Origin of the sequence: Candidatus Puniceispirillum marinum IMCC1322 (assembly GCF_000024465.1) — a bacterium.
GTDB lineage: Bacteria > Pseudomonadota > Alphaproteobacteria > Puniceispirillales > Puniceispirillaceae > Puniceispirillum > Puniceispirillum marinum.
This window is the reverse complement of sequence record NC_014010.1, coordinates 1,884,025-1,909,407: the sequence shown is the minus strand read 5'-3', so window position 1 is coordinate 1,909,407 and position 25,383 is coordinate 1,884,025. Positions and strand designations below refer to the sequence as shown.

Genomic DNA, 25,383 nt, shown 5'->3' with positions numbered 1-25,383 from the left:
TATAAAAAATCGTGACTAAAATTCGACATTCAGAAAAGTCTTTAGAGACAAATATCAATTTCAAAACAGTATGTCCCCACGACTGCCCTTCGGCATGTGGGCTTGAGGTGCAGATTAGCGATACAAAAGAGGTTTTAAGGGTAAGAGGTGCTATTGACCAAACATATACAGACGGGGTGATCTGCGCTAAAGTTTCCCGCTATAAAGAAAGACTTTATCATCCTGAAAGATTGACCACGCCTTTGCGTCGCATAGGGCGCAAGGGTGAAAACAAATTTGAAAAAATTAGCTGGGATGAAGCACTTGCCGAGATAGTATTCCGTTTTACCTCGATCGAGGCGACACATGGTGCAAAGTCGATATGGCTATATTATTTTGCCGGTACCATGGGTTTGTTGATGCGTGATGGGATCAACCGCCTTAGCCGTGCCAAGGGTTATTCGGGGATGCATGGAACAATCTGTGTGACACCGTCATGGACAGGCTTCAAAGCAGGAACAGGCCTTATTGCAGGCGTTGACCCACGGGAAATGGCTGAATCTGATTGTGTTGTTTTGTGGGGCACCAATCCGGTTAGTACGCAGGTTAATGTAATGCGACATGCGGTAAAAGCCCGCAAAACGCGTGGTGCAAAAATTGTCCATATTGATGTGTACCATAACGCAACGTCTCGACAAGCTGATATGGCGTTGATCATTCGGCCTGGAACCGATGCGGCTCTGGCCTGTGCTGTTATGCACATACTATTTCGGGATGGCCTTGCCGATCTTGATTATCTAGCCGAATATGCTGATCAACCAGAAGAATTTGCGGCACATTTGCAATCTAAAACACCTCAATGGGCTAGTGAAATCACCGGTCTTGATGTGTCCGAAATCGAAGCATTTGCCACGCTGGTTGGGTCAACGCCCCGTACCTATTTTCGACTTGGTTATGGTTTTGCACGGCAACGCAATGGCGCGGTCAATATGCATGCTGCCTTGTGCATAGCCACAGTGACTGGCGCTTGGCAACATAAAGGCGGGGGGGCGTTTCATAATAATACGAATATTTATGGCTGGAATAAGACTCTTATAGAGGGCTTGGACATGCCATCCCCGCCACGCATGCTTGACCAGTCACGAATTGGCGAAATACTTACCGGAGATACAGCCGCGTTAAAGGACGGGGGGCCGGTTCATGCCATGCTGATTCAGAACACCAATCCTGCGGTCGTTGCGCCAGATAGCAATCGGGTGTTAGCCGGACTTAGCAGGGAAGATCTGTTTCTGGTTGTCCATGAGCAATTTATGACTGAAACGGCAACTTTTGCAGATATTGTTTTGCCAGCAACAATGTTTCTTGAACATGACGATCTGTATCAAGGTGGTGGACATCAATATGCGATGCTTGGTGCCAAGGCCGTTGAAGCGCCAGGTGAATGTTGGTCCAATCATGATGTAATTTCAGCTCTGGGTTGCCGCCTTGGGTCTAGTTCGGATGGGTTTAAAAAAGACGCTGCGACATTGCTTGACGAAACGCTGATTGCCTCGGGTCGTTCTGACATGACACATATGAAAAAGCATCCCTGGCAAGATTGTCAGCCAGATTTCAATAAATCGCACTATCTTGACGGCTTTGCTTTTGATGATGGTAAATTCAGGTTTTTTGTTGACTGGCAAGAGTTTTTGCCAAAAGGCTATGTGGATAAGGAAGTTTTGCAATGCATGCCTAATATGCCAGATCATTGGGATGTCTTAGAGACTGAAACACCGCAAATGCCATTCCGTCTGGTCACCGCGCCAGCTAGGCAGTTTCTGAATTCGAGCTTTACGGAAACAAAAACATCGCGCCAGCTTGAAGGACGTCCGCAAGTTATGATCCATCCAGCAGATGCCAAAAAAATAGGTATAGCGGATGGATCGCTTTGCGAAATAGGCAATAATCGCGGCAGGGTTGTCATACATGCACTTCATTTTGAAGGTCTGCAACCTGGCGTGTTGATTGTTGAAAGCCTTTGGCCGAACCATAGTTTTGTTGGTGGAGTCGGAATCAATAGCCTGACTGGGGCTGACCCTGTTGCGCCCATCGGGGGCGTCGCCTTTCACGATAATGCTGTTTGGATCAAAGCTTATGAGCAAGAGTAAAGATATTACCCCACATAATGTCGATGCAGACGGGAATCTGGCGCATGACCTTGGTGGTTTCGCCGATAGGCTAACCATGTTTGGAATCGACAGGACAATTAAGATCGAAGATTCCCCTATGAAACCTTATGAAGAGCGCGCTGATGCGATAATGATGCTGCTGAGTAGCCCGAAATTAGGGATTATGAATATCCATGCTATGCGCCGCGCAAGTGAGCAGTTTGTGCATAAAGAGTATCTTGAACTTTCCTATTATGACCGCTGGCTAAAGGGTATGGCCAGTCTGTGTATCGAAAAGGGACTTTTTTCTCAGAAGGAATGGGATGCTAGGATTGAGACTTTGCAGATTGGGGCCGAAAAAATGCTTGCCCAGAATGTGAAGACATCTGTCGATAAGGACGAATAGAGATGACTAGCCAGCATATTTTCAAAGTTGCTGATTATGTTCACGTTGTAAATTGCCAGATGCATAAGCACCACCGTGTGCCAATGTATCTGAAAGGAAAAACTGGACAAATCACTGCCATTTTAGGGGCCTATGCGAATCCAGAAAAGCTATCTTTCTTTGACACAAAGAGTGGTGATATTTCGGTCTATAGAGTCTGCTTTTCGCATGCCCATTTATGGGGTGGCGAAGGCGTGGATGAAGTATTTGCCGATTTGATGGAAACCTGGATAGAGCCTGTAAAGGAGACGCAATGACCGATCATCATCATCATCATCATCCAACCGAGCCGGATGCAGACAATAACGTGCCAACAGATGGTGAAATCTGGGAGTCAGCTCTACGTGATTTATTGATTGCAAAGGGTGTTATCACGCAGTCAATGATGCGTCAGCAAATGGATCAAACCGCATCGCAATCGGCTTCTGTTGGGGCTGAAATTATTGCACGCGCTTGGACAACACCACAGTTCAAGGATGCGCTTTTGAAAAATCCAAAGGAAGCGCTTTCAAACTCAGGTTATGATGTAAGTGGCATGCCCGATTTATGTATTGTTGAAAACCAACCTGATATCCATAATGTCGTTGTTTGCACTTTATGTTCCTGTTATCCCCGTTTCATGCTGGGGCCACCACCAGAGTGGTACAAAAGCGCAGCCTTTAGATCACGCATCGTTCAGGAACCAAAGGATGTCCTGCTTGAATTTGGGCTAGACTTGAATGAAACCACAAAGATAAGGGTTTATGATAGTACGGCTGATATACGCTATATGGTTATGCCACTACGCCCAGACGGAACAGAGCATATGTCTGCAGATCAACTAAAACCCCTGATTACACGGGACACAATGATTGGGGTCGCATTGCCTACACTCCCGGTTAATGCTTCATAGATAACACAGATTCCGGCGCGTATATCTAGCCGTAAAATCCATTATTAGGGTTGCTATAAAAAGGCTTGAAATCAGCCAATAATTTTTAAAATATTGCTTCAAAACCTTCGGAAAACAGGGTTTTTATGATATAAAATTAAATACACTTTATGTTTTAAAAAATCTGTTTGGTGGTTTTTATGTCAGTGTCAGGTTCGGTTGCAAAATTGGGTGAATTCGAGTTGCAGAGTGGCATTGTTCTGCAAAATCTACAGATTTCACACAAGACTTTTGGAACGCTTAACTCGGCGCGGAGCAATGCAATTTTGTTACCCACATTCTATGGTGGCAAGCATGCTGATTACGAGGGAATAATCGGGCAAGGTAAAGCACTGGATCCTACTGAATATTTTATTATTGCTGTGGATATGATGTGCAACGGCCTGTCATCATCTCCATCAAACACACAAGCCCCCTTTGCGGGAGCTGATTTTCCCAACATCACCCATTGGGACAATGTTCATGCACAGAAATTGATGCTCGAACAGCAATATGGCATTGAATCTCTGGCGCTTGTCAGTGGATTTTCTATGGGTGGCCAGCAGGCAAACCATTGGGCGGCGATTTTCCCAGATCGTGTTGAACGAATGATTTCATGGTGTGGCAGTGCGGCAACATCCCCGCATAATTGGGTGTTTCTTGAAGGGGTAAAGGCCGGATTGCTAGCTGACCCAGCTTTTGAGCGAGGCTATTATAAGTTTAATCCAGAAGCTGGTATCAGGGCTTTAGCACGAATTTGGGCTGGCTGGGGGCCGTCGCAAGCATTTTATCGGAGGAAGTTGCATCGCCAGCTTGGACAGGAAACAGCTACTGATCATATGGCTGAATTCTGGGAACCTAATTTTTTGGCCTTTGACGCTAATGATCTTCTGGGAATGTTACATACTTGGCAGGTTGCCAACATTGCGGATAACGACATTTATAACGGGGATTATGCGGCTGCCTGTGGCGCCATAAAAGCAAAAACAATCTTAATGCCCTGTCAAACTGATCTTTATTTTCCAGTCGCCGACAATGAAATACAAGCAGACCTTATGTCCAATGTAGAGTTGCGACCCATTCCGTCTGATTGGGGTCATATTGCTGGCGGCCCCGGCCTCAACCCTGAAGACAGTGCCTTTATTGACCAAGCGCACAAAGAGTTATTAGCGTCATAAACTGTTCATCTTATTGAGTGGTGTTATAGGAAATTTACAGGAGAAGATCAGATGACAGTCAGTAAAACAGAAGATGGGAAACAACTGTTCCACCGCGACAACCTTAAGTTTGCGTTTGCTGCAACAGACGAATTTATCGGCACAATTTCACCAGGTGAAGTTTTTGAAGTTGAAACGGAAATCAATATCAATGGTGGCGTACTTACCAGTCTTGACAAGAAGCTGACCGAAGATGATGTAACATTTCCCTTTGTTAATCCTGTTACTGGTCCAATCAAGGTTAAGGGTGCACGTAAAGGTGACATGTTGAAAATAACTGTCCATGAAGTGGCTGTAGAGGGAATAGGTACTACGGCTGTATGGCCCGGTGTAGGTATTTTCCCGGATTGGTGCCGGCAGAAAGAATTTGGCATCAAAAACCATAACGTACTTGTCAAAAACGGTATTGTGCATTGGTCAGATAAGGTGAAATTACCTGTGCGGCCAATGATTGGCTGTATCGCCACAGCACCAGTAAATGGCGGCCTTATGACTGTGGATTGTGACCAAGTAGGTGGCAATCTTGATGTGCAGGAGGTTACAGACGGCAATATTGTGATGCTTCCTGTTCATCACGAGGGTGCCTATCTGTATCTTGGTGATTGTCATGCCATACAAGGCGACGGCGAATGTAATGGTTTGGGGGCTATCGAAATCGCAGCACATCTGACGATTGAAGTAGACGTTTGCAAACAACCGGAGGAAATGTCTTGGCCCCGCATCGAGACGCCAACACATATCTGCACCGTTGGTTGTGCACGGCCACTTGAAGATGCGATGCGTACGGCCTTTGAGGAAATGGTATATTGGTTGAATGCTGATTTTGGGATGAGCTATGAAGAGGCCTATATGCTATTAGGGCAGGTTGCTGAAGCACGATGCACGCAGATGGTGAATCCGAAATATAGCTATATTTGCAAAGTTTCAAAAGAGGTTCTGAAGCAACTGGCTTAATCACAATATACTAAACATGAAAGAGATATTTATTATGAGTTATATTCTAACCGCAAACCGGATTAATTATCTTGCTGCTAGTAAAATGATGGAGGCAGCTGTTGCAAAGGCAGATGAAATGGGCGTGCCACAATGTATTGCTATTATGGATCCAGCAGGTGGATTAATCTGTTTTGCAAGAACCGATGGTGCCGCAGATCTGGCCTCTGGCCCTGCATATGCGAAAGCGCGCGTTGCCGCCGAAAGACAGCATCCCTCTGGCGCATTACCTGCAGAGTTTGAAGTGGGCGTCGCGTTTGCAACTGGTGGCCAGTATACTAACTTGCCGGGTGGCTTGCCAATCAATCTTGATGGCGAACATCTTGGCGGTATTGGTGTAAGCGGGGGGTCAGGTGACGATGATCTTGCTGTTGCAAAGGCAGGGCTAGATGCAATCCAAGCTGTTTAATTAAGTAGCGCAGATAGCATCGCTGTTTTACAGTCGGCATTTAGTCTGGAAATATCCACGTCTCAGAGAAATATAAGAAGGCCGAGGATAACGTCAAGCTAGCTTGCTCACGCGGGACAGTTTCACCTTTAAGCCGGCGTCCGTTAACCTCGACATACGCCGTTTTTGCATCAACAAGGAGGCTGTACATTGTATGTTCGCCGGTTCCTGTCAATTCTGGTGGTAGCTCGAGTGCAGTCGGTTTACCAAGGTTCTCCCAGACAAGTTTTATTTCCTGTCCACCTCCAGTGATCGTTTCGCTATAAAAATCTCCAGTTGGGTCGCCTTGTGCTACAACGTTATCGATGGTTAGCTGTGATGCCGAACTGTAGGCAGGAGCACCACCAAAGGTGCCCAGCTTTTCAATGAAACCAGTCTTTATATAGTCGCGTAACGCTTCATTGTCAGACATGATAACATTGCAGGTTTCTGGCAGGCCAGTTGCAGATGACGGGTTTTCGAATAGCAATAACATATTGCCGGGCCCAACAGGCGACCATACAATTCGGAAAAATAGCACAAGTACCGACCAGTCACCGTCTGGATCTGTTTTTAACAGCATACCCGGGTTTTCACCCGTCCAGTCAATGGCACCTGTTCTGACGTGGGGAACGATTGGCATAATAGTTGTCCGTTTAAATTAAAGGGGCGTAACCCAGGTTTCGGATAAGGCTAGAAAAGCTGTGCTCATGGTCTGTCCAAAGAACTGACGTGTTGCAACTTGTCCCGGTAAATTGGTCCCGTTGATCGTTATGCATGCATCTGTTGCCTCAGCGAATACGGCATACATATCATGTGCCTTGGTTGCTGATGCCTCTGGTCCCACTTCGACAGCCATTGGAGCCTTGATGCCTTTCCAGGTCATTTGCAACCGAACAGCGTCCGATAAAAGCTCTTCAGAAAAGCTATGCGGCATATTTCTATTATCCTGCTTGCTATCAGTAACGTCGTGCCAACTCATAGAATCAAGGCCTTTTTGACCCGCAAAAGTAGGAAATTTTGATACAAAATTAGCAACCAAATATTCCATCATGGGACGGTTATCAGTAAGGCACATATTTGGAACATCCGGATAAGCTGATGCGCTTGCAGGCGCGCCCAAAATAACTGCGCCAACTCCACGGCCATGTGGAGACAAAACTATACGGAAAAATACAGCAACAACGGAGTAATCCTTATCTGGATCGCTTTTAAGATATATTCCTGGATTTTCACCGGACCATTCAACCGAACCCGGATTTACAGCTATTCTTTGCATTATCGTGCCTTTGGTTAGCTTAGTTCAGAAGGATGTTACAATCTTCAGGTTGCCAGTTAACATGGACTGTGTCACCCACTTCATGAACGTTTGTCTTTGGCTGACTTTCAACCTTTATGACATCACCATTTTCAAGATCAACAGTAATTTTCATCACATTGCCTGAGAATAAGGCATTCGAAAGAACACCTTTCAGGCTGTTATAAGAGCCTGTTTTGGCCTTGCTAGAAATAAGTATATCCTCTGGCCTAACAGCCATATGAACAGCCTCACCCTTGGATAGTTTTCCATCAAAAAGACCAGTGAGTGATAGACCATTACAGTCTAGGGTTGTCAGATTGCTTTTTTGCGTTGTGACTAGTCCATTGATAATATTAACTTGACCAATGAAGTTGGCCACAAAGACAGATGATGGCTTATTATAAATCTCTTTTGGTGCGCCAATCTGTTCAATGACACCTGAATTCATTACTACGACCCGATCGGACATATTCATCGCCTCGGATTGATCATGAGTCACATATACAGCTGTGATACCCAACTCTTGTTGAATACGCCTAAGCTCAGTTTGCATAGTTTCACGTAATTTAAGGTCTAGCGCGCCAAGAGGTTCATCCATGAGAAGAACACTTGGTGGGTGCGCTACTGCTCGGGCAACGGCAACTCTTTGAGCTTGGCCACCAGAAATTTCACTTGGATAACGATGACCAACTTGTTCAAGTTCAATCAACGCAAGCAATTCATCCACTCGCTTTTTTATTGCAGGCTTTTCATATTTACGTTCGACAAGTCCAAACGCGATATTTTCAAATACAGTCAAATGGGGAAATAGAGCATAGTCTTGAAATACCATTCCTATTTGCCGATGTTGAGGCGCTACGCCTGTTACATCCTTATCACCAAAATAAATTGCGCCACTGGTTGGTTGAACAAAGCCAGATATCAATCTCAATGTTGTTGTCTTACCACAGCCTGAAGGGCCGAGAAACGTAAGAAACTCACCTTCTTTAATATCCAGGGATACATTATCTACAGCTTTTAACGCGCCATAACTTTTGACAATGTTCGTTAGCTTAACACCTGACATTTATTCAACCCTAACCAGTGACGTTTATTTAGTTCATTTGGATTCTACATTAGTTGGTTGTAAGCGTCTTATTCCAACCATTTATCCAAGCTGTCTTGTCTACTTTATTGTAATCAATACGAAGCATTTTAGAAATATTACCCGAGTCCATTTCCATTAACCTTACGTTAATTTCATCAGTTTTCATTTTATCAATTGCTTCTTGGTTAAGAGGGAAAACTCCACTATTGATTGCATATTCATACTGAAAATCAGTGGTTAAATATTCATTGATAAACCAATGGGCTGCTGCAACGTTATCGCTAGACTTCATGATTCCCAACCAGCCTTCTTTTGCCAAGCCTTTAACACCAGGCTTGATTTCTGGGTGTACAGACATAACAGGTGATCCGGCGCGAGCTGCTCTTGCACACCAACCCACATGGACAACGGCTGCATAAATATCACCAGTCTCAAACTGTGTTTTTGTCTCACCACCACGTTTCCAAAACTTGGTAGCATTGATTTTTGCCATTAAATCAAGTCCTGGCTGAATATTTTCTTCATCGCCACCAGCGGCAAACACAACCCCACCAAAATTAGCCAAACCAGCGCCAGAGTTAATGTCAGGTAATGAAACCTTGTCTTGTAAAGCGGGATGCGCAAGATCAGCATAGGTTTTTGGAGCTGGTATTCCTAACTCGCTAAACTTTTCTGTATCATAACAGATCACTTCTTGCGTGAACCAGCTACCTACATAAGTATTATTATACTGAAAAGACTGTATGTTTTTTTTGTTTGGAATAAGGTCTAGATTAATAGGTTGCAGGTAATCAACCTGGGCAAAGTCTCCAACTTGCGCATCAAGCACTTCCATGACGTCAAATGGTGCACGCCCCCTACCAGCAACCAGCTTTGCAAAACTTGCGGCAGGGCTTCCTGTTACAAACTCGATTTTACCGCCCAAAGCCTCAAATTTTGGGACAATAATTTTTTCCATGTTTGCTTTCCAAGAGCCACCCCAAGTAGCAACCTTAAGTGTTACCCCATCAAACTCACCAGCATATGATGGCGTGGCGAAACTTGAAACTATCCCTATAGCCAAAGCCCATTTCGGCAATGATTTTATTATTCTTTTCATTTTAAACTCCTGTTTTTTGTTATATTTAACGATATATTTATCGCGCACTACCTCCACCAGACCGAAGTAATGTTTCTAATCCAACCACCTTTTGAACTACCAAAAGCATCAAAAGACAAAATACTATGACTACTGATGAGGAAGCTAGAATACTGGGGTCAAAATCATTTTCTAACGCATAAAAAAGCTCAACTGGATAAGTAACGAACCCTGGAGCCGTCAAAAAGATCGACATTGGAACATCGGAAAAAGAGACCATGAAAGCATAAAGAGCACCTGAGTAAATCCCAGGCATAATTACAGGCAACGTAACTCTGTGTAGTGTTCTCCATTTTCCAGCACCTAAGCTGTAGGAGGCTTCTTCAAGTCGAAGGTCAAAGCGTTGAAGAACAGCAACGATCGTTCCAAATAAAAACGGTGTCGCAATAAATACGTGACCAATTAACATCCCGGGAATAGTGCCGGCGAGCATAAGGCTACTGTTATCATAGACCAGATAATATAGTTGTAAAAATGCTATGCCAGATACAATAGCTGGAATTTGAAGCGGTGCCCTAAAGACTGTGCTCACTAAAAATTTAAACTTGAAATTACTACGAACCAATCCAAGGGCAGCAGGAATAGCGATGAGCGCTGCCAGAAAAGTGGCAAAAGTTGCTACAATAAGGCTAAGGCCTAAAGCTTCAAATTGTTGCCATGGAATTTTTGCATACCATTGAAAAGAAGGGTCGGTCGGTGGAAATTTAATAGCTGCAGAAAACTCGCCACCATGCAATGACGCGCCCATAACCACGACCATTGGAGAGAGTAAAAATACATATGAAAACCCACACCAAACAAACAATATAAACTTTTCAAGCTTGCTCTGCATCCTGCCCTCCTAGGCTATCACAAGCTTTGCAGATCTGAGTCTGCGAATAGCCATTAGCGATATGAGGTTTATTAAAATTACCGAAACCAGTAATACAAACGCAATTGAAGCAGCCGTTGAATACTTAACCTCCATCATCACAGTTCGCTGAACTAACACTGGTAAAGTCAGAACTCTACCACCCCCCAACAACGCTGCTGAAGTGAAGGCACCCATACACATGTTAAAAATCATCAAACCACCAACTACAAAACCTGGCGTGCAGAGTGGAATGATCACGCGTTGATACACTCGCCAGCGGGAAGCCCCATGGATTTGCGCAGCATATTCGAGTGAAGGTGGTACGGTAATAACTACACTGTAAAGTAAAAGAACACTAAAGCCGATCGTAAAGTGCATCAGACCAACAACAACACCTTCTTGGGTTCCAATTATGCTATAGGCTCTGTCAATTAAGCCTAGCTGAAGTAGTGTGGTATTCAACACTCCATCAGCAGCAAAAATGATAATCAGGCCAAAAACCTTAATAACAATAGTTACAAACGTTGAAACCACTATCCCAGCCAACAACAACATTGCTAGCCGCGACTTCATCCTTGCAATCACATAAGCAATTGGAAAGCCTAGGAATAAAGTAAACATCGCTGCCAGTGCCGATACCTTTATTGTCACCCAAAAAGTCTTTAAATAGAAAGGATCCGTAAAAAAGTTAAAATAGTTGACAAACGTTAATGTGTTACCTGTTCGGCCAAGACCTAAATCTTCATAGAAACTATTTTCGATAAAGACATATTGTGAGCCTGCTACTAACAGAAGTGTTAAAAAGAAGGGTGGTAACAGATAGGCGATCCAACGATTTTCCATTATTAAACCTTAACTACAAATCGTGGGTCGCTTTTGATTTTTTTAAGATTCTGTATGATAAAATCTTCACGCTCTTTTTCTGAATATTTATCGCCTTCCGTAATAACACGCATGACCTCGTCTGCAACTGTTGCCATTAATGTGTCATCATCAATGTCATCACGTTGGGGAATGGGCATAACCGTGTCTTGGGTATACAGGTTTTTTATGTCTTTTTCCGCATCGTAATGGGTAATTAATGTACCGTTTTGTACATCTCTAATGCCTCGCCGCAAACGGTTACGAAGCATCATCACACCTTGATCAGTCTTGCCTAAGTTCTCTGTAGCATGCCGAGCTATCGGGCCAATTGAAACTTGTGCTTCATAATCACCGGGGTTTCGTTGCATTTCATTATAATCGCGTGCTGCTGTTTGACCTTCAAAATCGACTGATTCAATCTTTACTTCATCACGCTTCCCTTTGTTATCGGGGTCAATTGCGGGGCCAAAATGTCGCCAGGCAATTATCATGCACTCAGTATCATCAATGGGCACAGTCCATTTAGTGATGCTGGACCGAACAAAATATTTTTCTTTGAGTCCTGTCTCCCAAAAAGCACCCACATGAGAAAAAGTAGGGAATACTGTTTGCTGAGTCCTTACCCAAATCATATCTTCAACGCGATATGTCAAAGTTGTGTAAAGACTGGTGTCGCTATCATGAAATTTTAAAAGCGGCGTGATACCCCAAGATTCTTCAAATTGGGTCTCACCAACTAATGTATGAAGATAAACCGTATGAATTGGGTCCATCGTATTTTCTGCAACTTGAAGATAATTGCATGGGTAACTTAATCTGTAAGGAACCAATTCATGTCCATCAAGTTCAAAGGTATCATAAATTGGGAATGGCGGGATTTCAGCCATTGGGCCCATGTAAGCAAAAACTAAACCTTTAAATTCTTTGACCGGGTAAGCTCCTTGTTTAACCTTTTCACAAATAGGGCTTCCTTTTGGTTCTCCGGGAGTTTCAATAACTGTTCCGTCATAATCGTAAAGCCAACCGTGATATGCACATCTTAAACCTCGCTCTTCAACTATTCCAAACTCGAGAGACATGTTGCGATGACTACAATGTAGATGAAGAAGACCACAATTACCTTCTTGATCACGATAAACTACTAAATCTTCACTTAAAATGCGTTTGCGAAGAGGCCGGTTTGTAACTTCGTCAGAAAGACAAATTGGAAACCAAAATCGGCGCCAATATTCCCCGCCAGGGGTTCTTGGACCAGTTTCTGTTAATTCAGGGTCATGTGATGGCCGATCCGCAAGATTGTAACCACCAAATTTTTCTTTCGACCTTTGACGCCATTCCTTGCTGATATCACGATAATCTTCCACCAACATCTCCAATCGCTTTACAATTAACCATAATCTATTCGTTAAATTTAATCTTAGATCAAAATCGTTTTGCATATCAATAAAAAATGTTGCGTCGTAGGAATATTTTAGCTAATTTTTAATAACTTTTAGTGCTTAATATATAGAAAATACATCATAGTTAATGAGTGAAGTTTTATGTCATATAAAAAAAAGGTAATTATTACAGGAGGTAGTAGAGGAATAGGCGCTGCGATTTGTGCTCGTTTAATTAAACAAAATTATTCTGTATTAGCTGTTTGCAGAACTTCACCGAATATGGCTGGGGTTGACCATATTGCCTGTGACTTCAGCGATAAATATCAGAGAATCAATGTTTTTAAATCGCTCAGAGATTACGGCCCAATATATGGATTGATTAACAACGCTGGGATTGCAACACCAAATCTACTTGAAGATTTTGATTTGGACATTTACGAGTCTGTTATGACAATTAATGCCACAGCAGTCGCTGAGCTTACTGCTGCTGTTGTTCCATCTATGATTCAGAATAAATCAGGCAGGGTTGTTAATATTTCATCTGAGTTGATCTTGGGGTTTGCGACACGTACCGCCTATTCAGCATCAAAAGCGGCCGTTTCAAGTTTCGCGAGAACGTGGGCTTTAGAACTAGGTAAGTACAATATATGTTGTAACGCTATTGCACCAGGGCCTGTTGAGACAGATTTATTCATAAAAAATAATCCGGAAGGAAGCGCTGTACGTCAGAGCAAATTGGATAAGATTCCCCTAGGCCGCTTTGGCAAACCTGATGATATTGCCAATATGACTAACTATTTAATGTCTGAGGAAGCGGCATTTTTAACAGGCCAAACAATTTATGTCTGTGGTGGTTCAAGTTTAGGATCTGTGAGTTTTTGATGGCTTTTCAAAGTTACAATCAGCACACCAATCAAGATCAACGCAACGCCGCTGAGGTCAGCATTTGTGTAATTTTCTTGAAATCCCAGAACCCCTATAATTATGCCAAAAACAACCATCAAATAGGCTGCAACGCTATAGATTACGGGCCCATGGTTGGCAATGATCTGGAAGGACAACCAGTAAGCAGCACCCGAAATAACACAATGAACCAGAACATAGCGAAAGGCGCTATTTGTAACATTCTCGATTATAATTCCCGTGTCATACCCAAGAAGAACATAAGCCCAAATGGGTGCTGAACCAAAAATCATCATCCACGAAGCAGCCTGAATTTTTGGAATATTTGTGGGCAAGAAAATTGAAATGTAAATCACGTTAGTAGCGTAGAAAAAAGTTGATAATAGGATAAGTGCAAGACCAAGAAACGGAGCTGATAGCAACATATTTTCTGTTAACGCCCCCATTGCTATTAACGCCACACCGCCAAATCCGAAGGCAACACCAATCAAACGTCGTAGGGAAAAAATTTCCTGTCGGCATATTATAGAAAGTAAATAAATGAGAATGGGAATACCGCTTATCATAGCTGACGCAATGCCTACATCAACACTCTTTATGCCTATAAAAAATATAATGTGTGGAAAAGCGATCCCAATCAATCCACCAATAATTGAAAACTTTATCATATGACTAGTTGGAGCAATCGTCTGGCCCATTACCGTATTTATGCAAAAAAGCAGGAGGCCACCTCCAAGCGTAATCGATCCCGCATATATTATGGGGTCAATATTACCAAGGGTTACTAATTTAGAGATAGCTGGGACACTGCCGCGCACAACGCCTAAAATCAAAACTAAAAAAATTGCTGATAACGCATGACGCGAAGAAATAATGGACTCCTGAGAATATAATTTAAAGTGATAACAGGATTTGAAATCAGTCTGCACACAGTCAGTTCTTCACTTATAATTGTATTTATTGATCACGAAGATAGATTGGAATCAAAAAAATTGCAAAGAGGAATTATGAACGTGAATAGCAGGCAACAGACGTTGGTAAAGAGTATGCGACAAGAAGCTAATGATGTTATTAGCGTTGAGTTAGTATCAGCAACAGCAGACTCATTATCGCCTTTTTCAGCAGGAGGGCATATTGATGTTTTTCTCAAAAACGATCTTGTAAGACAATATTCTCTTATAAATGATCCGGCTGATTTGGACCGCTATATGTTCGCTGTTCTACTTGAAAATATGGGACGTGGAGGTTCGGCTTATATTCATAAAAAGCTGCGCGTTGGAGACGTGATTGAAGTCTCTGAGCCCCGTAATAATTTCGCACTTGTTGAGAGTGCGCCTTTACAGGTGTTTGTTGCTGGGGGCATCGGCATTACTCCGTTTATGTCGATGGCGGATTATTGCCAACACCATAATTTACCTTTCAAATTATATTACTGTGCCCGACATCCAGAAAGCACAGCTTTTACTGCACTTCTGGCGGATCGGCTAGGGGATGATTTGCATATTCATTTTGACGAAGGTGATCGTTCAAAATCTTTAAATCTTGCAGGGGTTTTCGATGCCCATAAAGGTGCGCAGTTCTATTGTTGTGGGCCAAAAGGCCTGATGGCAGCAATGGAATCGATGGCAGGTGACAAAGGCGAGTCACTAATTACTGAAGATTTTAATCCTGCCAGCGTCCTAAAAGAAGACACCTCAACCAATAGTGAGGGCTTCGATGTTGTGATAAGCAGTCAAGGTTTGACGGTGCACGTTGAGCAGGGACAATCTATTCTTGATGTTCTAGGGACAGTAAATATCGACGTGGAAAAATCATGCGAAGCAGGTGTTTGTGGCACTTGTGTTGTTGGGTATCTGGAAGGCGAGCCAGTTCATAATGATGTTGTTCTTATGCCTGATGAGCAGACCTCGCATGTTGCTTTATGTGTTGCTGGATGCCGATCTAGCAAACTTGTTCTTGACATATAGGGGATGAAAACAATTTTTCTGTATTTACATAGATATATATATATATATATATCAAACAGATAAGGGCACCTTATTGATGAAGTTAACAATAGCTGTATCAAATAGCTCAGGTTGCTCTACGATTGCTAAATGTGATGCATTTTCGATAACAAAAAGCTTGCAGTTAACACATGTCGCTGCAATGGCTTCTGCTTCTGCTATCGGTGTAGCTTTGTCCTCGGCACCAGTGATCAGTAACATTTCAGTGTCAATTTCAGAAAGCTTGTCCATTATATCAAAGTCCCTGACAGCCATTGTAGCGCCTATATATCCAACTTTTGCTGTGGCATTTACCATTTTTCGAACTGCATTTACCACGTTTGAATTGTTGGCTACAAAATTAGGGGCATACCAACGCTCATTGAGTTCATCAAACATGGAGTCCAGCCCATGTTCCTGAATTCTTGCAATTCGTTGGTCAAAAGGTGCGCTTTTTTGAACCGAAGCGCTCGCACCTGCAAGAATCATTTGGTTAAATCTATGTGGTTCATGTGCGGCCAACCACAAGCCGATCATACTGCCAAGGGAAAGACCAATAAGAGAGCAACGGCGAATATCAAGATGATCAAGCAGATGCAGTACATCCTTAGCAAGCATCTCAATGGAATAGGGGGCAGTAAAGACATCAGATTGGCCATGGCCACGCAAATCAAGCCTAACAATTTTATGACTATCTTCAAACAATGCTATTTGCCTGTCCCAGAGGCACTGGTTGGCTCCAAGTGAATGACAAAATAGAAGAACATCACCATCAGATAAGCCAGACGTCTCATAAGCAAGATTACCATCAGCAAGTTTTAGGAAATCCATAATGTCACCAATCCTTAAAATTATTTATTTTACAAAATTACCAAGCCACAGGCTGACACAAATTCAAGCAGGGACAAACAAACTTTTTGCCAGATGTTTTGTACTAGGAAATGATAAATGCCGACGTGTTTATTCTTTCGGGTCTTTGAAGCACAAGAATAATGCCATAAATTTTGATTGTGCCAGAGGCGTTTTGCCAATGGGATGGTTCGAGTCAACGAAAGCGATTGCATGATGAGATACTTTTCGCATTTCATAAATGGTGAGACTGTTAAGCCGCAAAATAATGACTGGATTGATAGTGTCAACCCAGCCACCGGTAAGATATGGGCGCGGTTTGCGCGGGGAAATGCAGTCGATGTTGAACTGGCCGTAAACGCTGCTTACAACGCTTACCAGAAGCCCGAATGGCGAGCTGATAGCACTACACGCATTAATGTTCTTCATGCTATTGCAGATCGAATTGACCAAAATTTTGAACAGCTTGTTGAGGTTGAAGTCAATGATAACGGTAAACGTATTCGCGAAGTGAATGGCCAGATGTCAACCCTTGGCGGTTGGTACAGGCATTTTGCTAATGATCTTGAGAAGCTTGCGCCCGACAAATTGATGCTGGATATTAAAGACATTACCGCCCGGCTGGAATTGATGCCTTATGGAGTGATTGCCGCAATAACAGCTTGGAATTCACCGTTAATGATCGCAGCATGGAAACTGGCACCTGCGCTGGCGGCAGGCAATGCAGTAATCATCAAACCATCAGAAATGGCGTCGGCATCTACCGTCGTTTTTGCCGAATTGATTGCACCGGTGACCCCGGCAGGATTGGTGAATGTTTTGACCGGGTTTGGCAATGAGGTTGGAGCTGCGCTTGTAGCTGCGGAAAAGGTACGAAAGGTAACTTTTACCGGATCTGAAATTGGTGGTGCAAAAGTTGCGGGCGTTGCAGCACAGCATGTCAAACCTACGACTCTTGAACTTGGGGGAAAGTCGCCTCAATTAGTATTCGCTGATGCCGATCTTGAAAGTACTGTCAATGGTGTGATGTCAGGCATTTTTCTATCTAATGGCCAGACATGTGTGGCTGGATCACGGTTGATAATTCATCAATCTATCAAGAACGAGTTTATTAACAAATTACTAGATAGGATTGCCAAACTTAAATTTGGCGATCCGATGGATTATCATACAGACGTTGGCCCCATTGCAAACAAGCCGCAATTTGAAAAAGTTTTAGCAATGATTGCTACTGCGCTTGATGAAGGTGCAACTATCGTCACTGGGGGGTATGCTCAGACAGTTGATGGTTTTGATAATGGCTATTTTGTCGCGCCAACTATTCTTGAAAATGTGTCGGTTGATGCCACAATATGGCAGGAGGAAGTGTTTGGACCCGTATTATGTGTTTCAAGTTTTGATACAGCTAAGGAGGCTGTTTCATTGGCCAATGACAGTGCCTTTGGCCTTGCTGCAGGGGTCTGGAGTGGCGACATAGCCTTTGCTAACAATATTGCCAGCCAAATTGACGCTGGAACCGTTTATGTAAATCACTACCGTTCTGTTAGTGCATGCGCACCAGTTGGTGGCGTAAAAAAATCAGGGTATGGGCGCGAGCTTGGCCCTAATGCAATCAAGGATTTTATGCAGGAAAAGGCAGTTTGGCTGGGCACAGCTTCAACACCAAATCCATTTGAGCCACTAATGTAGCCTAAAGCTAAAAAGGAGAATTTTATGACAGATAGTATCAATTTACCTGAAGGTAATTTCCGTGGACACAGCAAACAGGGTGTTTGGTCTGAGGCACCTGATCCGATTTTAGCCGAAGTTGGCCCAGGTACTCCCTGCGGCGAATATCAGAGGCGTTTCTGGATGCCTGTGGCAATGACAAACCAGTTTGACGAAAAGCCTTACCGCATCCGTATTCTTGGTGAAGATTTGGTTTTGTTTCGTGAGAAGGGTGGGCAGTTGGGATTGGTGCATCTACATTGCGCACACCGTAATATGTCACTTGAGTTTGGTATTATTGAGGAAGGCGGTATCCGCTGTAGTTATCACGGCTGGAAATATAATATTGACGGAACAATATTGGAAACGCCATGCGAACCAAAGGCGAGTAAAATTAAAGAAAAAGTATGTTTGGGCGCTTATCCGGTTGTTGAATATAAAGGTCTTGCTTTCACCTATATGGGGCCGCCAGACAAAATGCCGCCATTTCCGTTTTATGACACCTTTGATGAAGAAGGTGACGAAATGCTGCCCTATCTAATTGATTCACCCTGTAATTGGTTACAGGTTATGGAAAATGCGTGGGATCCTTTCCATACGGTTTATCTCCATACTAAGGCTGTGCGGTCTCAATTCATTGATGCTTTTGCCGAATTACCTCGTATCGAATATTTCTCAACAGAAATTGGGGATTTTTATACAAACACCAGACGTGTGGGGGATATTATCTGGCTAAGAGTGCATGACAAGGTGCTACCGTCTTTTACCCAGAATGGCGGTCACTTTCCAACGCCAGATGACTCACTATATTTTGGACGTTGCGGCCTTTCCCGTTGGGTGGTGCCTATTGATGATGAAAACACCCGCGTCATTGCATGGCGCCATTTCCGCAAGGGAGATGATCCAAAAGGCATGACAAACCGAGATGAGGTTGGTTTTGGCAAGACAGATTTTTATGGCCAAGGCGCCGATAGATCTTATGACCAGCGGCAAAGGGATCCAGGTGACTATGATGCGTGGGTATCACAGGGACCAAAAAATATTCATGCGCGGGAAAATATGGGTTTTACCGACCGCGGCGTTGCTAAAGTAAGGCGAAAACTGCGCATGGCTATCAAAGAAGTCGAAGATGGCGGTGATGTCATTCAACCATCATCCCATCAGGCGAGTCCTATTCCGACCTATGGGGGGGATACGATGCTTCGTGTTCCTCTGGTAGAAGGCCGTGATGATGAAGCTGTATTGCGTGAAGTTGCACATGAGGTGGCCGCGATTTATATGTCTGCTGATGTTATGCAAGGTGCTGAGCGCACTGAATATATCCGTGAAAAGCTGAAGGCGTATGAGGCTGAATGGGCATGAAAAACTCAGACAGTCATCAGTCGATGACACAGCATAAAGCTGATATATTTGCCTTTGATCGCTTGTCCGTAGTTCAGCCCTTCTGGACAGGATTCGATACGGCTGCAAACCATGCCGGTCTGGATGACAATGTGTTTTTGCATGCAGGCCCTGCCTTTAGTAGCGTTGAATCTATATGCAAACCGATACTAAATTCGGCAGCTGTTGGTGCGGTTTTTGAAGGAATAGCAGACAATTTGGATCAGGCCATTAACATGCTCATGGCAGGTGAGATAGAGCTTCGTCCAGCGCAGGATTATGGTGTGGTCACGCCATTAGCTGGTGTGGTTACACCGCATATGCCACTTCACTATGTCTATGATGGCAATCATGGACGCACCGTTTGTCTGACGCCCATAAATGGAGGTAACGGCGCTGCAATGAGACTGGGCCAATGTTCTGATGCAGCCGTTGCCCATATGCGGTGGATTAATGGCCCCGTGCTTGATTGTCTTGCGGCAGGTTTGGGTGAAGGCTTAGAACTCATCCCGTTTGCTTCGGCTGGATTGGCTGAAGGTGACGACTGTCATGGCCGAACCATTGCTGCAACACAGTTTCTGGTCAATGAAATTGATAGTCGAAGCAAAGGTGGTATTGCCAATGAGGAAGTGCGCGCATTTTTGAACCAGTCGCCAAGTATGTTTTTAAATCTTTGGATGGCTGCATCGAAATGCATCATGATGGCTGCAACTGGTATTGATGGTTCCAGTATGATAACGGCGATGGGAAGTAATGGCGTCGATGTTGGATTACAGGTTGCTGGCTTGCCTGGTCTTTGGTTTACGGCACCAGCCGCACCTCCAAATGGCCATATTACAGATGGGCTTGACGAAACACGAAAGCTAGGTGCAATTGGAGACAGTGCAGTAGTTGAAGCACTTGGCTTGGGCGCAATGAATATCACCCATTCCCCAGAACAAATGAAAGCGCTTGGAAATTTTCTTCCTGCTGATTTTGCCGACCGGATAACAGCCCTTCGTGGGTGTGAGCATTTCGATTTTACAGTGGCAAAGCCTCCAATCGGAATTACAGCGCGAAGTGTTCATGACTATGGAGCAGCTATGGTTATTGCACTTGGCATAATCGACAGCAAAGGGGAATTAGGGCGCATTGGCGGGGGTATTTTTGATCCGCCAATGGCAGCTTTTAATTCTGCATTATCTGCGTTGGAAGATGCAAAATGAGTGATGATGCCAGCAAGATGACAGCTTCACAAATTGCATATGCTGTTAGATCTGGTTCACGAACAGCCGAGTCAATAATGAGTGATTACCTTGCGCGTATCAGTGCACGTGATACAGAAATTAAGGCTTTTATAGATTTTGACCCAGAGCGTGCACTATCGTGCGCGCGTGCGGCTGATAAAATGCCAAAGAAGGGGCCATTGCATGGCGTACCTTATGCGATCAAGGATATCATCGATACGGTTGATCTGCCAACTGCATGGGGCAGTCCTATCTATGCAGGTTTTCAGCCAAGGCGTAATGCAAGTTGTGTTGAATTGCTAAATCGTGCGGGTGCTGTTCCATTAGGCAAAACGGTAACAACAGAATTTGCCTATTTTTCCCCAGGTCCTACCCGAAACCCACATGGACTGAAGCATACGCCAGGTGGGTCATCAAGCGGTTCAGCCGCCGCGGTGGCTGACGGAATGGCTGCTTTTTCGCTGGGATCGCAAACTGCAGCCTCGCTTACACGTCCGGCTGCTTATTGTGGGGTTTTCGGCTATAAATCAACACAAGGATCACTGGATGGTAGCGGGGTTATGAGCCTGTCTTCTAGTCTTGACTCATTAGGGTTAATGGCGCGCTCAGTTGATGATCTAATGCTAACTTTGAATGTGTTACATGCGGAGCCAGATGTGAAACTTGCCGAACCCTTTTCGTCGCCCACACGGATAGGTTTTTTCCGTGGACCTCTTTGGCAGGAAGGTTCGTTGGTTATGCGTGAGGCCTGTGAATTAGCAGCCAAGACGCTTGCACTTAAGGGCATCATTATCGAAGACGTTGATTGTCCAGATGAACTGATCAACCTAACCGAACATCACAAGACTGTTATGGCGTTTGAAGTGGCGCGCGCACGGATTTTTGAATATTCACGGCATCACGACCAGTTAAGCCCAGCATTTGCTGATTTGGTTGAAACTGGACTTAATATAACACGAACTACATATGAAACAGCTTTATTAGCGCGTAATCAGGCTGGGCAGACGCTAGCTAGAATATTCCAAAAATATGATGCTCTAATGACGCCCGCAGCACCGTCATCTGCGCCAGCAGGTATTGCCGCGACTGGTGATCCGCTATTTAGTCGCATGTGGTCTCTTTTGCGCACGCCTTCCATTTCAATTCCTTATGGCAGTGACGAGGCAAACATGCCTTTGGCTTTTCAGTTGATTGGTGGGTTAGGGCAAGATCAACGCTTGCTGGCACATGCACGGGGCATCTCCAGCAAACTTGATATAGAGCCGAGCCTTCCATTAACATAAAGGCTATTTTAGATCATATTGCTGGCGTGCAATATCGCCAAGTCCTGCCCCGTCCAGCTTTGTCAAAGGCGCCAGGAATGTTACTTGAATTACGCCCGGTGCACGACCAATCTCGATAGCGCCATTAATAGTGGCACGATTGCGAACTTCTGGCACACTCATATCCAGTAATTTACCAGCCCTATCCAAGCCGTTTTCGATAGCTTCATTCATTGTAGCGGCTGTTCCGATTACGGATATCGGTGCCAATTGTTCAAGGGCATCCATACCCCATGACTTAGCTAATTTTTCACCTTTTATCTTTTCTGCTTCGGTATAAGGCTTTGCTAATGGCGGCAGGTCTTCGACCAGTGGGAAAAGTACGGGGCCATCGATAGCGTAATTTTTCAGGACTTCAATTTGAAGCGTTACGCTACCTGAAACATCCATCGTATGTCCTGCAATTTCTCCATCACCCTGAGCAGCATGCATATCTCCCATATATACGCCGGCACCTTTTACTTTAACAGGCGCAACAAGAACCGCACCGGGTCTGACAGCATCAATATCCATATGTCCGTCAGTCTTATGCTTGATCAAATCTTCATGTGATATGGAATAAGCATGAGGGGCACCCACAAGAAAAGCGCCAAAATCACCAGCATTATGAGAGTCTGGCATAGCAATTGATGGTGTGGTTCCTAACTGGCCAAGAAAAGGCCGCATTCTTACCATCACGGCGGGCATATCGGCAGGGGCGTAATTAAGAATTGAATGCTGTCGGGAGCCATCAGGTAGAGCTGCGAAATGATCAGCGCGTTCAGCAACCATATTCGCCGCCTTTCTGTTCAGAGTGACGCCAACTTCACGTGTGTTATCAAACGTTACGGTATAGCCATGAACAATCTCAAACGGTGTTACAGCATTACCACAATTATCACATTTGACAGAGCTTTGCCCAACTCCCTCGATATGTGTTTCAGGCCATACCACATCACAGTTTGGACAACGTGCGGCAACATAAGGATCACCTAGGCAAAAGCCTTCAGGTGAGGAGTCATGCCCCGACGCCGTAGCGATTGACGTGACGGTGATGTCGCGGATGCGAATTATTACCGCATCACCCGGTTCAGAGCCTTCAACAAATACAGGGGTTGTAACTTCGTGGCCCCCGCGAAGCCGCGGTGTGATCATTGGCCCCCAGCAACCTGGTGCCGTATTAGCAATAATAGTACCACCACTCTCGATGGGGCCAAGCATAGGCTGGTCTGGATCAAGCACACTATTGGTAAAGCTTTGGACTACAATACTTCTTTGCTTGTTTTGTATTTTGTGGACATCATCATACATACGACTCTCCATAATAAACGTTATTTGCAGTTAAATGCTAAGTCTGATTATCTTTCCGAACCAGTCTTTTTTGAAATTTTACGGTATGCTTTTGGTAATATATTAGCCATAAAATGGCTTCGCTTGTCACGATATCTGGGACAGCCACGATTTCACGAACATCAGCTTACTTGATTTGATCTATTATTTTTGCGCTAGAAGGCTTGAATGGCGTTAAAATTGTAGACTGTGAGTTTACAACCATTTATAGCCCTAAAATTCGAAAATAATTATCTGTTTTGCTTTGTCAAAGCTGAATTTAAATTTTAATGAAATGAAAATTTGTTTCTTTATATTTTATAAAATATGATAATAGTATTATCGTTCAATATTTGTTTAATTCAATGGATTGAAAATATGTGTGGTATCGTCGGCCTTTTTCTTAAAGACAAAAAACTTGAAGCTGATCTTGGCGCCATGCTTACCGATATGCTGGTTACAATGACTGATCGTGGGCCTGACAGTGCTGGTATTGCGATTTATGGCCAGAACAGCAAAGAACATGGCAAATTGACAATTCAGTCGGATAATCCCGTGGCAGACTTTGCAACATTGTCTGCTGATCTTTCAAAAACGCTTGGATGCACTGTGTCGTTGGATGCCAAAGATACGCATGCTGTTTTGCATTTGCCTGCCCCATCAATAGCCGCGGCCCGAGAAGAGCTGGCGACAATCAATCCGGCCATCCGCATCATGAGTGCGGGCGACAGCATCGAAATATATAAGGAGGTTGGCCTGCCGCGTGATGTGGCCAAACGCTTTCAAATTGGCAAAATGTCTGGTTCGCATGGCATCGGCCATACCCGCATGGCGACCGAATCTGCCATCACCACAATGGGCGCGCATCCCTTTTCCACCGGGGCAGATCAATGTCTTGTTCATAATGGATCGCTGTCCAACCATAATAGCTTGCGCCGTAAACTGGTTCGTGAAGGTGTCCATATTGAAACCGAAAATGATAGCGAAGTGGCTGCCGCCTATCTGACCTACAAAATGCAACAGGGATCAACCCTTGGCGAAGCTCTCGAAAGCAGCCTTGACGATCTTGATGGCTTTTTCACCTTTGTTGTTGGCACCAAAGACGGCTTTGGTGTTGTTCGCGATCCGATTGCATGCAAGCCGGCTGTTATGGCTGAAACCGATCAATATGTCGCCTTTGGATCGGAATATCGTGCTTTGGTCAATTTGCCCGATATCGATAATGCCCGTGTTTGGGAACCAGAACCCGCAACCGTTTATTTTTGGACATATTAAGATGCAGATATTTGATCTTGAAACCCAAGGCCTGCGCGCGCTTAATGAAACGCTGCATGCACAAGCCAATACCACCAATCAGACACATTGGCAGATCACCAACCCCAAGGGTAGTCACGCCATCGCTGTTGGTCTTGATGCACCGATTGAGGTCACTGTCAAAGGATCCACCGGCTATTATTGTGGCGGCATGAACAAACAGGCGACGATCAATATCCATGGTTCGGCTGGCCCTGGTGTTGCCGAAAACATGATGTCAGGCATGGTCATCATTGAGGGTGATGCCAGCCAATATGCAGGTGCTACCGGCAATGGGGGCTTGCTCGTCATTAAGGGAAACGCCTCGTCGCGCTGTGGCATTTCGATGAAAGGCATTGATATTGTTGTGCATGGCAATATTGGTCATATGTCTGCCTTTATGGCGCAATCAGGTAATTTGGTGGTTCTGGGTGATGCTGGCGAGGCTCTGGGCGATTCATTGTACGAAGCCCGTCTTTTTGTACGTGGCGCGGTTAAAAGCCTTGGTGCTGATTGCATCGAAAAGGAAATGCGCGCTGAGCATATAGAGATATTAAGAGATCTGCTTGCAAAGTCAGGTGCCACCTGCGCGCCTGAAGAATTCAGACGTTATGGTTCTGCCCGCCAGCTTTACAATTTCAATATTGATAATGCGTCAGCATATTAGG

The 25,383-nt window shown here is 44.3% G+C and carries 25 protein-coding genes; 15 read left to right on the top strand and 10 right to left on the bottom strand.

What is annotated here, in order from left to right; genetic code table 11:
- The first annotated feature begins 11 nt into the window (after window positions 1–11).
- The 7 genes from SAR116_RS08940 to SAR116_RS08910 all read left to right on the top strand — a co-directional run bounded on the left by SAR116_RS08940 (window position 12) and on the right by SAR116_RS08910 (window position 6,100).
- The gene (locus SAR116_RS08940) at window positions 12–2,126 is read left to right on the top strand and encodes a molybdopterin-containing oxidoreductase family protein (protein ID WP_013046603.1); all 2,115 of its coding nucleotides are present in this window, start codon (window positions 12–14) and stop codon (window positions 2,124–2,126) included.
- A complete protein-coding gene (locus tag SAR116_RS13880) occupies window positions 2,113–2,532 on the top strand; it encodes an SH3-like domain-containing protein (RefSeq protein WP_041860885.1) in 420 nt (139 codons plus the stop codon). The genes SAR116_RS08940 and SAR116_RS13880 overlap by 14 nt, the downstream gene beginning before the upstream one ends.
- A gap of 2 nt (window positions 2,533–2,534) precedes the next feature.
- Entirely contained in the window at window positions 2,535–2,828 is a 294-nt protein-coding gene (locus tag SAR116_RS13875; RefSeq protein ID WP_013046601.1) for an SH3-like domain-containing protein, read from the top strand.
- Window positions 2,825–3,463 (top strand): nitrile hydratase subunit alpha, encoded by a 639-nt coding sequence (locus SAR116_RS08925; RefSeq protein ID WP_013046600.1) that lies wholly within the window; start codon window positions 2,825–2,827, stop codon window positions 3,461–3,463. Before SAR116_RS13875 ends, SAR116_RS08925 begins: the two co-directional genes overlap by 4 nt.
- Window positions 3,464–3,642: 179 nt before the next feature.
- Window positions 3,643–4,659 (top strand): alpha/beta fold hydrolase, encoded by a 1,017-nt coding sequence (locus tag SAR116_RS08920; protein WP_013046599.1) that lies wholly within the window; start codon window positions 3,643–3,645, stop codon window positions 4,657–4,659.
- Between the two features lie 51 nt (window positions 4,660–4,710).
- Complete coding sequence (locus SAR116_RS08915; RefSeq protein WP_013046598.1) at window positions 4,711–5,652, top strand: acetamidase/formamidase family protein; 942 nt, start codon at window positions 4,711–4,713, stop codon at window positions 5,650–5,652.
- A gap of 34 nt (window positions 5,653–5,686) precedes the next feature.
- Complete coding sequence (locus SAR116_RS08910) at window positions 5,687–6,100, top strand: GlcG/HbpS family heme-binding protein (RefSeq protein ID WP_041860884.1); 414 nt, start codon at window positions 5,687–5,689, stop codon at window positions 6,098–6,100.
- Window positions 6,101–6,140: 40 nt separating this feature from the next.
- Here the strand turns inward: SAR116_RS08910 and SAR116_RS08905 are convergent, their stop codons facing one another.
- The 7 genes from SAR116_RS08905 to SAR116_RS08875 are packed head-to-tail and all read right to left on the bottom strand — an operon-like array spanning window position 6,141 to window position 12,724.
- Entirely contained in the window at window positions 6,141–6,761 is a 621-nt protein-coding gene (locus SAR116_RS08905; RefSeq protein ID WP_013046596.1) for a hypothetical protein, read from the bottom strand.
- An 18-nt stretch (window positions 6,762–6,779) separates the two neighbouring features.
- Window positions 6,780–7,397 carry a hypothetical protein gene (locus tag SAR116_RS08900; RefSeq protein ID WP_013046595.1) on the bottom strand — a complete coding sequence of 206 codons (618 nt, stop codon included), beginning with the start codon at window positions 7,395–7,397 and terminating at the stop codon, window positions 6,780–6,782.
- 19 nt (window positions 7,398–7,416) lie between these two features.
- Window positions 7,417–8,484 carry an ABC transporter ATP-binding protein gene (locus SAR116_RS08895; RefSeq protein ID WP_013046594.1) on the bottom strand — a complete coding sequence of 356 codons (1,068 nt, stop codon included), beginning with the start codon at window positions 8,482–8,484 and terminating at the stop codon, window positions 7,417–7,419.
- Between the two features lie 49 nt (window positions 8,485–8,533).
- Window positions 8,534–9,652: an ABC transporter substrate-binding protein gene (locus SAR116_RS08890; protein WP_148212282.1), complete on the bottom strand. Its 1,119-nt coding sequence runs from the start codon at window positions 9,650–9,652 to the stop codon at window positions 8,534–8,536.
- Complete coding sequence (locus SAR116_RS08885; protein WP_013046592.1) at window positions 9,642–10,475, bottom strand: ABC transporter permease; 834 nt, start codon at window positions 10,473–10,475, stop codon at window positions 9,642–9,644. The genes SAR116_RS08890 and SAR116_RS08885 overlap by 11 nt, the downstream gene beginning before the upstream one ends.
- Before the next feature lie 9 nt (window positions 10,476–10,484).
- Entirely contained in the window at window positions 10,485–11,339 is an 855-nt protein-coding gene (locus tag SAR116_RS08880) for an ABC transporter permease (protein WP_013046591.1), read from the bottom strand.
- A gap of 2 nt (window positions 11,340–11,341) precedes the next feature.
- Complete coding sequence (locus tag SAR116_RS08875; RefSeq protein ID WP_013046590.1) at window positions 11,342–12,724, bottom strand: aromatic ring-hydroxylating dioxygenase subunit alpha; 1,383 nt, start codon at window positions 12,722–12,724, stop codon at window positions 11,342–11,344.
- Window positions 12,725–12,901: 177 nt separating this feature from the next.
- On the opposite strand from SAR116_RS08875, the gene SAR116_RS08870 reads away from it, so the two are divergent.
- Entirely contained in the window at window positions 12,902–13,624 is a 723-nt protein-coding gene (locus tag SAR116_RS08870; protein WP_013046589.1) for an SDR family NAD(P)-dependent oxidoreductase, read from the top strand.
- On the opposite strand, the gene SAR116_RS08865 is transcribed toward SAR116_RS08870, so the two are convergent.
- Window positions 13,582–14,574, bottom strand: a complete 993-nt coding sequence (locus tag SAR116_RS08865) for a DMT family transporter (protein ID WP_083775275.1) — start codon at window positions 14,572–14,574, stop codon at window positions 13,582–13,584. The two genes, SAR116_RS08870 and SAR116_RS08865, sit on opposite strands and share 43 nt — an antisense overlap.
- A gap of 117 nt (window positions 14,575–14,691) precedes the next feature.
- Between SAR116_RS08865 and SAR116_RS08860 the strand changes: the two genes are divergently transcribed.
- Window positions 14,692–15,612: a PDR/VanB family oxidoreductase gene (locus SAR116_RS08860; protein WP_049757513.1), complete on the top strand. Its 921-nt coding sequence runs from the start codon at window positions 14,692–14,694 to the stop codon at window positions 15,610–15,612.
- A gap of 51 nt (window positions 15,613–15,663) precedes the next feature.
- Here SAR116_RS08860 and SAR116_RS08855 read toward each other — a convergent pair whose 3' ends face one another.
- Window positions 15,664–16,461 carry an alpha/beta fold hydrolase gene (locus SAR116_RS08855; protein ID WP_013046586.1) on the bottom strand — a complete coding sequence of 266 codons (798 nt, stop codon included), beginning with the start codon at window positions 16,459–16,461 and terminating at the stop codon, window positions 15,664–15,666.
- Between the two features lie 231 nt (window positions 16,462–16,692).
- On the opposite strand from SAR116_RS08855, the gene SAR116_RS08845 reads away from it, so the two are divergent.
- The 4 genes from SAR116_RS08845 to SAR116_RS08830 are packed head-to-tail and all read left to right on the top strand — an operon-like array spanning window position 16,693 to window position 22,075.
- The gene (locus SAR116_RS08845) at window positions 16,693–18,168 is read left to right on the top strand and encodes an aldehyde dehydrogenase family protein (protein WP_238531140.1); all 1,476 of its coding nucleotides are present in this window, start codon (window positions 16,693–16,695) and stop codon (window positions 18,166–18,168) included.
- A 24-nt stretch (window positions 18,169–18,192) separates the two neighbouring features.
- Window positions 18,193–19,548: a Rieske 2Fe-2S domain-containing protein gene (locus tag SAR116_RS08840; protein ID WP_013046584.1), complete on the top strand. Its 1,356-nt coding sequence runs from the start codon at window positions 18,193–18,195 to the stop codon at window positions 19,546–19,548.
- On the top strand, window positions 19,545–20,771 hold the full coding sequence (locus SAR116_RS08835) for a YlbE family protein (RefSeq protein WP_238531139.1): 1,227 nt from the start codon (window positions 19,545–19,547) through the stop codon (window positions 20,769–20,771). The genes SAR116_RS08840 and SAR116_RS08835 overlap by 4 nt, the downstream gene beginning before the upstream one ends.
- Window positions 20,768–22,075: an amidase gene (locus SAR116_RS08830; RefSeq protein WP_013046582.1), complete on the top strand. Its 1,308-nt coding sequence runs from the start codon at window positions 20,768–20,770 to the stop codon at window positions 22,073–22,075. Before SAR116_RS08835 ends, SAR116_RS08830 begins: the two co-directional genes overlap by 4 nt.
- A gap of 3 nt (window positions 22,076–22,078) precedes the next feature.
- On the opposite strand, the gene SAR116_RS08825 is transcribed toward SAR116_RS08830, so the two are convergent.
- Complete coding sequence (locus SAR116_RS08825; protein WP_013046581.1) at window positions 22,079–23,404, bottom strand: acetamidase/formamidase family protein; 1,326 nt, start codon at window positions 23,402–23,404, stop codon at window positions 22,079–22,081.
- 396 nt (window positions 23,405–23,800) lie between these two features.
- On the opposite strand from SAR116_RS08825, the gene SAR116_RS08820 reads away from it, so the two are divergent.
- Both SAR116_RS08820 and SAR116_RS08815 read left to right on the top strand, forming a co-directional pair.
- Entirely contained in the window at window positions 23,801–24,697 is an 897-nt protein-coding gene (locus SAR116_RS08820) for a class II glutamine amidotransferase (protein ID WP_041861350.1), read from the top strand.
- A gap of 1 nt (window position 24,698) precedes the next feature.
- Complete coding sequence (locus SAR116_RS08815; protein ID WP_041860879.1) at window positions 24,699–25,382, top strand: GltB/FmdC/FwdC-like GXGXG domain-containing protein; 684 nt, start codon at window positions 24,699–24,701, stop codon at window positions 25,380–25,382.
- Window position 25,383: the final 1 nt, after the last annotated feature.